General features: G+C 66.9%; 10 protein-coding genes. All 10 read left to right on the forward strand.

The window, feature by feature from the left end; genetic code table 11:
• Positions 1-839, forward strand: an 839-nt coding sequence (gene mtnA, locus ACO41U_RS07955; RefSeq protein ID WP_485942981.1) for an S-methyl-5-thioribose-1-phosphate isomerase, incomplete at its 5' end; no start/stop codon positions are given.
• 61 nt (positions 840-900) lie between these two features.
• Positions 901-2,145, forward strand: a complete 1,245-nt coding sequence (locus ACO41U_RS07960) for an adenosylhomocysteinase (protein ID WP_298781346.1) — start codon at positions 901-903, stop codon at positions 2,143-2,145.
• Between the two features lie 18 nt (positions 2,146-2,163).
• Positions 2,164-3,450, forward strand: a complete 1,287-nt coding sequence (locus tag ACO41U_RS07965) for an amidohydrolase (protein ID WP_485942983.1) — start codon at positions 2,164-2,166, stop codon at positions 3,448-3,450.
• A gap of 156 nt (positions 3,451-3,606) precedes the next feature.
• Positions 3,607-4,455 (forward strand): GHMP family kinase ATP-binding protein, encoded by an 849-nt coding sequence (locus tag ACO41U_RS07970; RefSeq protein WP_485942985.1) that lies wholly within the window; start codon positions 3,607-3,609, stop codon positions 4,453-4,455.
• A 45-nt stretch (positions 4,456-4,500) separates the two neighbouring features.
• Positions 4,501-6,504 carry a lytic transglycosylase domain-containing protein gene (locus ACO41U_RS07975; RefSeq protein ID WP_485942987.1) on the forward strand — a complete coding sequence of 668 codons (2,004 nt, stop codon included), beginning with the start codon at positions 4,501-4,503 and terminating at the stop codon, positions 6,502-6,504.
• A complete protein-coding gene (gene tilS / locus ACO41U_RS07980; RefSeq protein WP_485942989.1) occupies positions 6,501-7,598 on the forward strand; it encodes a tRNA lysidine(34) synthetase TilS in 1,098 nt (365 codons plus the stop codon). Before ACO41U_RS07975 ends, tilS begins: the two co-directional genes overlap by 4 nt.
• A 45-nt stretch (positions 7,599-7,643) precedes the next feature.
• Positions 7,644-8,186 (forward strand): hypoxanthine phosphoribosyltransferase, encoded by a 543-nt coding sequence (gene hpt / locus ACO41U_RS07985; RefSeq protein ID WP_485942991.1) that lies wholly within the window; start codon positions 7,644-7,646, stop codon positions 8,184-8,186.
• A 169-nt stretch (positions 8,187-8,355) separates the two neighbouring features.
• Positions 8,356-10,341 carry an ATP-dependent zinc metalloprotease FtsH gene (gene ftsH, locus ACO41U_RS07990; RefSeq protein WP_485942993.1) on the forward strand — a complete coding sequence of 662 codons (1,986 nt, stop codon included), beginning with the start codon at positions 8,356-8,358 and terminating at the stop codon, positions 10,339-10,341.
• A gap of 225 nt (positions 10,342-10,566) precedes the next feature.
• Positions 10,567-12,612, forward strand: a complete 2,046-nt coding sequence (gene uvrB / locus ACO41U_RS07995; protein WP_298781964.1) for an excinuclease ABC subunit UvrB — start codon at positions 10,567-10,569, stop codon at positions 12,610-12,612.
• A gap of 44 nt (positions 12,613-12,656) precedes the next feature.
• Positions 12,657-13,217, forward strand: coding sequence for an isochorismatase family protein (locus ACO41U_RS08000; RefSeq protein ID WP_485942995.1), 561 nt, complete (start codon positions 12,657-12,659; stop codon positions 13,215-13,217).
• The last annotated feature ends 153 nt before the right edge of the window (positions 13,218-13,370 follow it).

Below are 13,370 nucleotides of genomic sequence, written 5' to 3' on the forward strand. Positions count from 1 at the left end.
CGCCGGAGGGTCAGGGAGCCGTACGGGCGGCCCTCCTCCGCCTCGCGCGGACGCGCCCCACGGCGGTGAACCTCTTTACGGCGCTGGACAGGGTGCGTCGACGACTTGAGGCGTGTCCTGATCTGGAGGGGCCCCGCCTGGCGGAGGCCCTGCTGACGGAGGCGCGGGCCATCCACGCAGAGGACGTGGCAGGGTGCCGCAGGATGGGGGCGCTGGGGGCGGCGCTCCTGCCCCAGGACGTCCGAGTGCTGACCCACTGCAATGCCGGGGCCCTGGCGACGGGTGGGCACGGGACGGCGCTGGGGGTGATCCGATCCGCCCGCGAGGCGGGGAAGGCCGTCCAAGTCTACGCGGACGAAACGCGCCCCCTGCTTCAGGGCGCTCGCCTGACCGCGTGGGAGCTGGCGCGGGAGGGCTTTGACGTGACGCTCATCACGGACGGCATGGCGGGGGCGCTGATGCGGAGCGGCGCCGTCGATGCGGTGATCGTGGGGGCGGACTGCATCGCCGCCAACGGCGACACGGCGAACAAGATCGGCACCTACGGGCTCTCCGTGCTGGCGGCGGCGCACCATATCCCCTTCTACGTCGCGGCGCCCTGGAGCACCTTCGACCTCTCGGCGGCGGACGGCGCAGCCATCCCCATCGAGGAGCGAGCGGAGGATGAGGTGCGGGCCCTGCCGGGCGGCTCCCATATCCCGGAGAGCGTTCGGGTCTGGAACCCGGCCTTCGACGTGACGCCGGCGGCGAACGTCACGGCCATCGTCACGGAACGGGGCGTCTTCCGACCTCCCTACCGCTTCGACGCGGGCGGGGAACCATTCCCACCCACGATCTGAAAGCCGTTTGGTCGCATCGAGTTAACACTGCAGGACAATCAAACTTTTTGGAGGTATCGTTTTGGAGAACTTTAAGGTCGCGGATCTCAGTCTGGCGGAGCACGGGTGGAAGAAGATCGTGTGGGCGTGGCAGTACATGCCCTCCCTTCAATTCTTGTACAACAAGTATAAGGACGCGCAGCCCTTCAAGGGGGCGACGATCGCAGCCTGCCTTCACCTGGAGGCGAAGACCGCCAACCTGCTCCTGACGCTGGCACACCTGGGGGCCACGGTGGCCGCATGCGGCAGCAACCCGCTGTCCACTCAGGACGACATCTGCGCGGCCCTGGCGGAGAAGGGGGTGCACGTCTACAGCCACCGCGGGATGAGCACGAGGGAGTACTTCGACTACGTGCGCACGGTCCTGGGCTACAAGCCCAACGTCATCATCGACGACGGGGCCGACCTGGTGGCGACGATCCACAAGGAGCTGCCGAAGCTGATCCCAGGCATCCTGGGAGCCTCTGAGGAGACCACCTCCGGGGTGAAGCGCCTCCGCGCTATGCGAGACGAGGGCGTGCTGAAGTTCCCCGTCATCGCGGTGAACGACGCGCTGAGCAAGTACCTCTTCGACAACCGCTACGGCACGGGCCAGTCCGTGTGGGACGGCTTCATCCGCACCACGAACATGGTGGTGGCCGGCAAGACGGTGGTGGTGGCCGGCTACGGCTGGTGCGGGCGCGGCTGCGCCATGCGGGCCGCAGGCCTGGGTGCCCGCGTCATCGTCACGGAGGTGGACCCCCACCGCGCCTGCGAGGCGCTGATGGACGGCTTCCAGGTGATGAGCATGGAGGAGGCCGCCCCCCTGGGCGACGTCTTCATGACGCTCACCGGCAACATCCACGTCCTGCGCAAGGAGCACTTCATGAGGATGAAGAACGGCGTCGTGCTGGGTAACGCGGGGCACTTCGACGTGGAGATCAGCAAGCCGGACCTCGGCGCCCTGGCCGATCACATGGAGCAGCTGCGCGACAACATCGACACCTACGTGATGAAGGATGGCCGCCGCATCAACCTGCTGGGCGAGGGCCGACTGACGAACCTGGCCTGTGCGGACGGGCACCCCATCGAGATCATGGACCTCAGCTTCGCGCTCCAGTTGGAGGCGGCGCTCTACGTCTACACGCACAAGATGGAGCCGGGCCTGTACCCCGTGCCCATCGAAACGGACCGCGCCGTGATGGAGTCCAAGCTGGCCGCCATCGGCGTCACGATCGACCAGATGACGGAGGAGCAGGTCGAGTACATGAAGAGCTGGCAGGAATAGCCTGAGGAGGGACGGCTTATGGCGACGTTGTTCAAGGACGTGCTGATGTTGGATGGCGGGCGAAAGCAGGCGACGCGGGGACACCTCCTCGTATCCAAGGGGAGGATCGTTTCCATCCTGGGGCTCGATGAGAGGCTGCCCGGCGCCGACAAGATCGTTTCGGGGCACGGTCGCATGGCGGTGCTGCCGGGGTTCGTCAACGCGCACACTCACGCCGCCATGGTCCTCCTGCGCGGTCTGGGCGAGGAGGCCCCCCTGATGGAGTGGCTGGAGAAGAAGGTCTGGCCCGTGGAGGCGAAGCTGACCTCGGACTTCATCTACTGGGGGACCGCCTCGGCTGTCCTGGAGATGCTGGCGGGGGGGACCACCTGTTTTGCCGACATGTACTTCGAGATGGACCGCGTGGCGGAGGTCGCCCTTCAGGCCCGGATGCGGGCGGCCCTGTGCCGGGGGATCGTGAAGGGGGAGGCGGGTAAGCTCGACCGCTCCCTCCAGGAGGGCCTCGACCTGGCGGAACACTGGCACGGGAGGGAGGGCCTGATCACCGTCCAGCTGGGCCCCCACGCCCCATACACCGTCCCCCTTGACGACATGCGGAGGATCTTTCAGGCGGCTCGCGAGCACGGCCTGGGAGTGCACCTGCACTTCCTGGAAACGGAGTGGGAGCTTAACTACCTGCGGCAGGAGCTCAAGAGGGAGCCTGCCGACTACCTGCGGGACGTGGGACTGTCGGACGCGCCTCAGGCCGTCCTGGCCCACGCCGTGTGGCTGGACCCGGCGACGGAGGTGGACCTCTCCCGCGTGACGCTGGTTCATTGCCCCGGCAGCAACCTGAAGCTGGGCAGCGGGGTGATGCCCCTTGCCGCGTGGCTGGAGAAGGGCACGCCTGTGGCGCTCGGCACGGACGGAGCCTCCAGCAACAACCGCCTGGATATGTGGGAGGAGATGCGGACCGCCGCGCTGCTGCACAAGGGGGTGAACCACGACCCCATGTGCGTTTCGGCCCTTGACGCGCTGCGCATGGTGACTTACGAGGGAGCCAGGGCCTTCGGCTTCGCCCAGAAGGGCATGATCCGCGAGGGCTGGATGGCGGACCTGGTGCTGGTGGACCTGGACCAGCCCCACTACGTTGGAGCCAACGAGGAGAACCTGGCGGCGTACATCGTCTACGCCGGGAGCTCTGCCGACGTCGTGGGCACGATGGTGAACGGGAAGTGGAGCTTCCGCAACGGGGAGTTCCCGACGCTGGACCGCGAGGAGATTGTGGAGAGGGCGCGGGAGGCGCGGGAGGCCATCACGCGATAGCCCCGCAGGGGCCGTGGGGGGCCGCCGCATGGGACGTTTGCCCTGCGGCGGCCCTTGATTTTTTGGCCTTGAGATGTCTTCGCGCGACGGGCTGTCCTGGGAGCACCGCCTCGTTCATCTCCATCATGATGATCAATATTGAAAGGAAGTGAGCGCGTGCGCTTCGTGCTGCCCGCCTTTGCAAAGCTGAACCTCTCGCTGAGGGTGACGGGCCGTCGTCCCGACGGATACCACGACCTGCTCTCGATCTTCCTCCGCATCCCGTCGGGAGAAGCGCTCAGGGTCGAAGCCCTGCCTGCGGGAGCGGAGGACCGCGTGGAGGTCCGGGGGATGGACCTTCGCCTGACGGGAGAGAACGTCGTGGCGCGGGCCCTGCGGTTGGCGCGGGAGGCCGGAGTGCAGGTCCCCCCCCTCCGGGTCGAGGTCCTGAAGAGCCTCTTCCCCGGTGCGGGCCTTGGAGGAGGGAGCGGCAACGCGGCGGCCCTGCTGCAGTGGCTGGCGTCCAAAGACGCTTCGGGCCCCTGGGAGGAGGTGGCGCGCCGCACGGGGGCGGACGTGCCCTTTCTGTTTTCCGGCGCCCCCATGGCCCTGGTCGCCGGGACGGGAGACCATCTGGAGCCCCTCGCTCCCCCGCGCCTTAGCGGCGTGATCGCCTTTCCCTCCTGGGAGGTGGGGACGGAGAACGCCTACGCCGCCCTGGACGCCGCCCTAGACGGCGGCTACCCGAAGGACGAGGGCTCCGCGCGGAGGGAAGCGGAGGGTATCCTGAGCGCCCTGAGGGCAAACGGGCGCCCTGGGCTCCTGCCCAACGACTTCGCGCTGCCCCTCGTGGAGGCCCACGGTCAGTATCGCGAGCTCTTCGCCCTCTTTGAGGGCGCGGGGGCCCTCGCCTGGGGCATCACCGGAAGCGGCGGTGCGGCCTTTGCCCTGACCTGCGGGGGGGAACTCGATCTGGAGTGGCCGAGCTGGGTTCGGCAGGTCCTGTACCTTCCGCCGCTCCCGTGATCGACAATCAATGCAATTAATATCATGGAAGAACAGGAGAATTCAATGCTGAAGAAGCGCTTTGTCGTTGAGCGATGCGCCGCTCTGGCGCTCTTGGCTGCTGTGCTGCTGTCCGCTGTCCCGGCCGGGGCGGCCACGATGCAGGACCTCTTCTGGAAGCGGGCGTGGAAGGAGATGGAGGCGCTCTACGCCTCCATGGACGAGAGGTCTCCGCAGGATGCTGCCCTGATGGCCAACGCCTACCGCATACAGGATCGCTGGCCCGACGCGGTGGCGATCCTCGAGGAGTACGCGGGGAAGTTCCCTGCCTCCATCAGGCCCTATGCCGATATGACGCTCCTCCTGGGGTACGAGAGGGCGAACCGGGACCAGGAGGCCCTGGCGTTGGCGGAGAAGCTTTGGAAGGGCGCTCCCCAGGAGCTGAAGTACTACGTGGCCTACGCGCAGTACCGCCTCCTGGCGAAGGGCGGGGACGAGCGGAAGATCGGAGAGGCGCTGTCCCGCATGCTGGCGGCTGCCGAGACGAAGGAGCGGCGGATTTATGCCCTGTCGAACCGGATCAAGCTGTCGGAGAATCGAGCGGAGTCGGCGCTGAAGCTCCTGGAGCTTCAACCCTCAAACAAGGACGCCGCGCAGGTCCTCCTGCAGCAGCCCAAGCCCTGGTCCAACGCCGTCAGGGTGGCGCTGGGCGTCTACGCGCACCTGGCGGGGGAGAGCGCCGCCGCGGAGGAGCGACTGAGGCCCGTGCCCGTGACGGCGGCGGGTGGGCGCAAGGCGGCCTACTACCGGGCCTGGTCCCTGTACCGGCTGAAGCGCAGCGGCGAGGCCCTGGACCTCTGGAGTCGACTGGCCCTCAGCGGCAACGCCTACGCGGAGCCCTCCGTCCGGCGCATCGCGACCCTTGCGGGAAATGTGGGAAAGGTCGAGAAGAAGGCGGCCATGGACGTTCTGGAGCGCGTGATCAAGGAACGCAGGGGCAAGCCCCAGGCGCGGGCCCTGCTCGCGCTTTGCGACCTCCTGGACAAGTCCCAGGCGAAGTACCGGGACGCCCTGGAGGCGAAGGTCCTGAGCGCCTACCCCGACACGCCCTACACCTTTAACGTCCTGTGGGAGCGGGGGTGGAAGAACGTGGCCGCGGGTAACCTCACGGAGGCCGTCCGACTTTGGCGCCAGGCGGATGCCCCCAACATCGGCCCCATGCGGCGGGCCCGCCTGCTCTACTGGATCGCCGACGCGGAGCGGCGGTCGGGCAACAAGGCCGGGGCCGACCGAACCCAGGCCCTGCTTGAGCGCCGATACCCCCTCTCCATCTATGCCCTCCTGAGCGGGGGCGAAACGCTGAAGATCGTGGACGGGGAAGACCCTGCCCTGGCGACGAAGCCCTCCGAGCTCGAACGGTGGGGGTTCGTCCTCTACGCGAAGCTCAGGCTGTCGAGGCCCAAGGCCGGGGCGCGGGAGCTCTATCGCGCGCTCAGGCTGTCGCGCTGGCTGGGGCTTGAGGAGTCCTACAACGAAGCCCGCCGCCTGGAGGCGCTCCTGACGTCGGGGAGGACGCTCTATCGCTCCAACTTGGAGGCCCTCTACCCACGTCCCTTCCGGGCGCAGGTGAAGGCGGCCTGCGAAGCCTACAGCGTGGAGGATGCCCTGGTGTGGGCCGTCATGCGGCAGGAGAGCTCCTTCCGTCCCGACGCCCGGAGCCACGCCGGCGCCACGGGATTGATGCAGCTGATGCCCGGAACGGCAAAGGGTGAGGCGAAGCGGGCGGGGCTTGAGAAGTACGACCTCCTGGACGTCAACGACAACATCCGGCTGGGGACCTCACACCTTGCGTGGCTGGGGCGCTCTTTCCCGCGGGTGGAGTGGGTGATGGCCGCCTACAACGCGGGGTCGGGCAACGCCCGCAAGTGGCTGAAGAACGGAGGGGAGGACCTTCCCCTGGACCGCTGGATCGAGGCCGTGAAGTTCGACGAAACCTGCGGCTACGTACAGCGCGTTTCAGCGAACCTCAGGATTTACCGGATGCTCTATGGAACGGCCGGGGCGCGATGACGGAGGAAGAACGGGCCGTCGCATCCCTCTGCCGCCGTGCGCTGGAGCGCATGAGCGAGACCGAACGAGCGCGGGAGCGGGATCATAAGGCGATCCCCTACGACCTCTCCCTCCGCGCCCTCGCGGGGCCCTTCCTGGAGGCGGGGATGAGGCAGGGGTGGTTGCCCTGCAGAGGTCGGGTGCTTGCTGCCGTGTCGGGGGGGGGGGACTCGATGGCCCTCCTCTGGCTCTTCAAGACCTTTTACGACGGACCTCTGACCGTCGCTCACGTGAACCACGGCATCCGGGGAGGGGAGGCCGACGTGGACGCGGCCTTCGTGCGGGACGCGGCGGAGGGATGGGGTGTGCCCTTCCTGGAACGGGCCCTGGACGTGCCAGGGGAACGGGCGCGGGGGGAGTCCCTTGAGGCCGCGGCACGACGACTTCGTTACCAGGCGCTCCGCGAGATGGCGGAGGTCTGCGGCGCCGTGGGCGTCGCCCTGGGGCACAATCGCGACGACCTGGCCGAAACGGTGCTCTTCAACCTGCTGCGAGGCGCGGGCGTGCGGGGCGCCGTGGGGATGCCGGAGCGGCGGGGCCTCCTGTTCCGCCCGGTGATCGACATGGGCCGTGACCTTCTGCGCCGCATCCTGAAGGTCCGGGGCATCGCCTGGCGCGAGGACGGGACGAACGCGGACGCGGGCTGCACCCGGAACTTCCTGCGGCTTGAGCTCATGCCCCTTCTGGCGCGGCGCGTGAACGCGCGGGCGGCGGAGCACCTGGCCGCCTTTGGCGCGGAGATGCGGGAGCTGCGCGGCGAAGAAGAGGCCCGCGGGACGAGGCTCCTGGCAGGGCTGACGCTGGAGGAGGAGGCGGGGTCCCTGTCCCTGGACCGGGCGGGGGCGGCAGCCCTCACGCCGCGGGATCGGGCGCTGGTGCTACGCGCCGCGGGCCGCAGCCTGGGCCTTATGGCCCTTCCAAGGGGGCGAAGCCTGGAGCTGGCGCGCCTCATGGGGCGCGCAGGACCTTTCGTCTTTCAGTGGGGCGGGGGCGCGTCGGTCCTGGGAGAACGCGGCAGGCTCCGCTGGGCGGTGCCGACAGAGTGCCGTCAATAGCCTGGGCACGGATTTTCATCATTACTTTACGGGAGAAGATTGCAGATGGCGAAGGAGTACAGGCTCGGCGAGGTGCTGATCTCGCGGGAGAGGATCGCGGAGCGCGTGGCGGAGCTGGCGCGTGAGATCGCGTTGGACAACGGGGGCAGGCGGGAGCTGCTCGTCGTGGGGATTTTGACGGGAGCGGTGTTCTTTTTGACGGACCTGGTGCGGGAGATGCCGGACGACCTGGACGTCCACATCGACTTCATGTCGGTCTCCTCCTACGCGGACGCGACGAAGAGCAGCGGCGTCGTGCGCATTCTGCACGACCTGAAGAACAGCGTCGAGGGCATCGACGTGCTCATCGTGGAGGACATCGTGGACACGGGGCTGACGCTGTCCTACCTGCAGGACCTCCTGCGGGCCCGCAGGCCGGCAAGCCTCAGGACCTGCGTCCTGCTGGACAAGAGCGCGCGGCGGGAAACGGCAGTGAAGGTCGATTACTGCGGCTTTGAGATACCGGACGCCTTCGTCGTGGGCTACGGGCTGGACTGTGCCGGCAAGTGGCGTCACCTGAAGGACATCCGCAGCGTCGAGGCCCTGTGACCCCTGCGGGCCGCGACCGTATCCGCAATATCCTGTTTTGACTGCGGCGGCCTTAATGTTACAATAAAGCGTTGCCGTCGGTCGCCTCAGGGTGCGGGCGTTCCGCGGCCGGAGCAGTCGATGTGGGCCCCCCTGGAGGTTGGGGCGGGACCGTGAGAGGGGCGATGTTTTGGGGCGAGTGGTTAAGAATCTGGGCCTTTACCTGGTCCTCATCCTGCTGGTGGTGAGCCTGGTCAACGTCTTCATGACGCCGGAGGAAGCCCAGAAGCAATACAGCGAGATCAGCTACAGTTCATTCCTCACGGAGCTGGAGGGAGGGCGCATCCGCATCCTTCAGATCCGGAACAACACCCTGCCGGGGGAGTCCTCCTCCGCCGTCCTGCGGGGTGAGCTGAAGGATGGGAAGCGCTTCCTGACCTATGGCGTGGACGTCAGCGGCCTTGCGGACCGGGCGTCCCGCGCCGGAGTGGTGGTGACGGTGGAGGCGCCGCAGAAGACCTCCTGGTGGACGTCGATGCTGTCCTCCCTCGTCCCGACGCTGCTCCTGGTTGGCGTGTGGATCTTCTTCCTCTACAACATGCAGGGCGGCGGCGGGAAGGTCGTCTCCTTCGCCAAGAGCAAGGCGAAGCTCTTCCTGGACAATCGCCCCAAGGTGACGTTCGCGGACGTGGCGGGCTGTGAGGAGTCCAAGGAGGAGCTGCAGGAGGTCGTGCAGTTCCTGAAGTCGCCGGAGAAGTTCACGAGGCTGGGAGCCAAGGTCCCACGCGGCGTGCTCCTGCTGGGCCCTCCCGGGACGGGGAAGACGCTCCTGGCCCGCGCTGCGGCGGGGGAGGCCAACGTCCCCTTCTTCAGCGTCAGCGGCTCGGACTTCGTCGAGATGTTCGTGGGGGTCGGCGCTGCGCGCGTTCGTGACCTCTTTGAACAGGCCAAGAAGTACCAACCCTGCCTCATCTTCATCGACGAGATGGACGCGGTGGGACGCCACCGGGGCGCGGGGCTGGGCGGAGGACACGACGAGCGCGAGCAGACGCTGAACCAGCTCCTGGTGGAGCTGGACGGCTTCGACGACACCAGCAGCACCATCCTCATCGCGGCGACGAACCGTCCTGACATCCTGGATCCGGCGCTGCTGCGCCCCGGCCGCTTCGACCGTCACATCGTGGTGGACCGCCCGGACGTCAACGGCCGCGAGGAGATCCTGAAGGTCCACATGAAGGGCAAGAAGTTCTCGGACGATGTGGACACCGGCGTCCTGGCGCGGCGGACGCCCGGCTTCGTGGGAGCGGACCTGGCGAACCTCATCAACGAGGCGGCGCTGCTTGCGGCGCGTCACGACAAGAACCGCATCGACATGGAGGAGCTTGAGGAGGGGATCGAGCGCGTGATGGCGGGGCCTGAGCGGCGAAGCCGGCTCATCAGCGATCGGGAGAAGAAGATCATCGCCTACCACGAGGTGGGGCACGCCATCGTCGCAAAGGTCCTGCCGGACAGCGACCCGGTGCACAAGATCTCCATCATCCCGCGTGGGCACGCCGCACTGGGCTACACGTTGCAGCTGCCGGAGGAGGACCGCTTCCTGCGCTCCAGATCCGACCTCCTGAACCGGATCGCCATCCTGCTCAGCGGACGCGTTGCGGAGGAGCTCGTGTTCGGCGACGTCACGAGCGGCGCGGCCAACGACCTGGAGCGCTCCACCCAGACGGCCCGTCAGATGGTGACGGAGCTGGGCATGAGTGAGAGGCTGGGGTTGGTGAAGCTGGGCAACAAGCACGAGGAGATCTTCCTGGGTCGGGACATCTCCGAGGAGCGAAACTACAGCGAGGAGATCGCCTACGCCATCGACCAGGAGGTTAAGGCGATCATCGACTCCTGCTACGACAAGGCGCGCGCGATTCTTGAGGAGCACCGTGACCTCATGGACCGGATTGCCGGAATCCTCCTGGAGCGCGAGGTCCTGGATCGGTCGGAGTTCGACGTCCTGATGGAGGGCGGCGAGCTGCCCCCCAGGTCGGCGAAGAAGGCCGAGGACTCGAAGCCCGCGGCGGATGGCGACGCGAAGGCGCCGGACGATGCCCCCGAAAAGGAACGGGACCTGACGCCGCCTCTGCCGGAGAACCGGGTGGACGGTCTGCCGAAGGACGGCCTCCTGGGTTGAAGGGAAATCTTGCATCGCCCCCTCTCTTTGAGGGGGCATTTTTGTGGAGCGGCTTCGCTGGAAGAAGAACGCGGGTAGCGGGACAGGGGCTTACGGTGGATGCACGAATCGTGTGACCGCCGTGCCTCGCGGCCATTCTCGCGCCGGAGGCACGGTATCTTTTCCCGCCCTTCTGTTGTAAGATGTCCTCGGACGGCGCGCAAGGCCGCTGGGAGGAGGCTTCCCTTGATACAAAAAAACTTTATCCTGCACTCGGAGTGGCCGCCGGCGGGCGACCAACCGGAGGCCATCGAGGCCCTGAGGCGCGGCCTCGATGCCGGACAGCGCTTTCAGACGCTGATGGGCGTCACGGGCAGCGGCAAGACCTTTACGATGGCCAACCTCATCGCCGCGGCGAACCGGCCGGCCCTCGTCCTGGCGCACAACAAGACGCTGGCAGCACAGCTCTACAGCGAGTTCAAGCAGTTCTTTCCGGAGAACGCCGTCCACTATTTCGTTTCCTACTACGATTACTACCAGCCGGAGGCCTACATCCCGTCGAGCGACACCTACATCGAGAAGGACGCCTCCATCAACGACCGTATCGAGCGCCTGCGCCTGGCGGCAACGAAGGCCCTGATCGAACGGAGGGACGTGCTGGTCGTCGCGAGCGTTTCCTGCATCTACGGTCTGGGCAAGCGCGACAACTACGAAAACGCCATCTTCTCCTTCAAGGAAGGGGACCGCGTGGAGCACCGCACCTTCCTGGAGCGCCTGCTGGAGAACTACTACGAGCGCAACGACACGTCGCTCGAGCCGGGCAAGTTCCGCGTTCGAGGCGACACCATCGAGATCTTTCCGGCCTATGCCGAGACCTGCATCCGCGTCTCGTTCTTCGACGACGAGATCGAGCGCATCGACCAGGTGGACCCCTTGCGGGGGACGTCGGTGGAACATACGCCGGAGGCTTCGATCTTCCCCGCGCAGCACTACGTCACTCAGACGGACGCCATCGCGCGCTCCCTCCCCCTGATCCAGGAGGAGCTGGACCGGATGGAAAGGCGCTTCAACGAGGCGAACAAGCCCCTGGAGGCGGAGCGCATCCGGATGCGCACGCGCTACGACATGGAGATGCTGGGGGAGGTGGGGTATTGCTCCGGAATCGAGAACTACTCGGTCTACCTGGACGGGCGAAACTATGGGGAGCCGCCGGGCACGCTGATCGACTTCTTCCCGGAGGACTTTCTGCTGTTCGTGGACGAGTCGCACATCACGCTGCCCCAGGTGCGGGGCATGTTCAACGGCGACCGGGCGCGCAAGACCGTGCTGGTGGAGAACGGTTTTCGCCTGCCCTCCTGCCTGGACAATCGCCCCCTCCAGTGGGACGAATTCAAGGAGCACATGCGCCAGGCCGTGTTCGTGTCCGCCACGCCGGGGGACTACGAGGTGGAGGTCTCCTCTCAGGTGGTGGAGCAGGTGATCCGGCCCACGGGCGTTCCGGACCCGACGGTGGAGGTCCTGCCGGCCCGAACGCAGGTGGACGACCTGGTGGAGAGGCTGCGGGGCGTGACGGAGCGCGGAGAGCGGGCGCTGGTCCTGACGTTGACGAAGCGCTCCTCCGAGGACCTGGCGGACTACCTGAGCGAGCTGAAATTCAAGGTCAAGTACATTCATTCGGAGCTCAACACCTTTGAGCGGGCGGAGCTGATCCACGGCCTGCGCGTGGGCGAGGTGCAGGTGCTGGTGGGCATCAACCTGCTTCGGGAGGGGATGGACCTGCCGGAGGTGACGCTGGTGGCCATCCTGGACGCGGACCGCGAGGGGTATCTGCGCTCCTACCGCTCCCTGATTCAGATCATGGGGCGGGCGGCCCGGAACGTGGACAGCAGGGTGCTGCTCTACGCGGACGTGGAAACGGAGAGCATCGCCCGCGCCGTGAAGGAGACCCGGCGGCGACGGGAGCTGCAGATGGCGTTCAACGAGAAACACGGCATCGTTCCCCGCAGCGTGGAGAAGGAGGTCACGACGCTCCTGCCCCCAGAGCTCCTGGAGGCCTACCGGCTGGACGGCGTCGGGGCGAAGGAGGGGGAGGCGGCCCCGGCGAAGCCTGAGATGTCCGTCAAGGAGATGGAGCGCGCCATGTGGGAGGCCGTGGAGCGCCTGGACTTTGAGCGCGCAGCGGCGCTGAGGGACCTGATCGCGGAGGCGCGGGGGGTCAGCGTGGAGCGCAAGCCCTCGCCCAGGGGGTTTCGCTCCCGTCCCCGCCGCGCGCGGGAGAGGACGCGGAAATAAGGCGTCCGGCTGCCTGTGAACTGTATATGGAGGGGGAAAACTGCATGTCGAAGGAAACGCTTCTGGTGGTGGATTGTCAGTACGACTTCATCGACGGATCGCTGGCCTGCTGCGGCGCGGAGGACGCGGTGAGAAACGCCGTGGACTACATCAACGCGCACCCGGACGTTCGGGTGCTCTACTCGGCGGACTGGCATGGAAAAGGGCACTGCAGCTTCAGGGAAAACGGCGGCCAGTGGCCGGAACACTGCGTTGCCGGCGAGCGCGGCAGCGCGATCCACGAGGCCTTCACGCGGGACGTGAAGCGCGCCGAACAGCGGCCGGGAGAGGGGAACGTCTACCATAAGGGCACGGACGATGGCCGGGAGGAGTACTCCGCCTTCGAGGCGCGGAACGCGATGGGGCGGACCGTGGGGCAGGACGCGGGAGAGTGCGTTGTCGTCTGTGGCATCGCAAGCGAGTTCTGCGTGCGCGAGAGCGCGCTGGACCTCCTGAAGGCCGGGCGCAGGGTGACACTCCTGGCGGACGCTGTCGGGTACGTGAACGCTGAAAAGCACCGCGAGAACCTGGCGGACCTTGAGGCGCAGGGCGTGACGATCGCCTGAGATGGGAATGTGCGTTCCGATTGCCTCTTGTCGTTGATGTGTCACCACCGACGTACAGAGGGGAGAAAATGACCAGTTTTATCAGCGCGGACCAGACGTGGGTGTTGTTTGCTATCCTTACGGCGATTGCGGCGTTGAGCATCCAGTTGGAAC

The organism is Fretibacterium sp. (assembly GCF_057312375.1).

Bases quoted from the DNA above. Each gene is read 5' to 3' on its own strand.
- ACO41U_RS08000 (WP_485942995.1), top strand. From the start codon at position 12,657: ATGTCGAAGGAAACGCTTCTGGTGGTGGATTGTCAGTACGACTTCATC.
- hpt (WP_485942991.1), top strand. From the start codon at position 7,644: ATGGCGAAGGAGTACAGGCTCGGCGAGGTGCTGATCTCGCGGGAGAGG.
- tilS (WP_485942989.1), top strand. From the start codon at position 6,501: ATGACGGAGGAAGAACGGGCCGTCGCATCCCTCTGCCGCCGTGCGCTG.
- ACO41U_RS07965 (WP_485942983.1), top strand. From the start codon at position 2,164: ATGGCGACGTTGTTCAAGGACGTGCTGATGTTGGATGGCGGGCGAAAG.
- ACO41U_RS07975 (WP_485942987.1), top strand. From the start codon at position 4,501: ATGCTGAAGAAGCGCTTTGTCGTTGAGCGATGCGCCGCTCTGGCGCTC.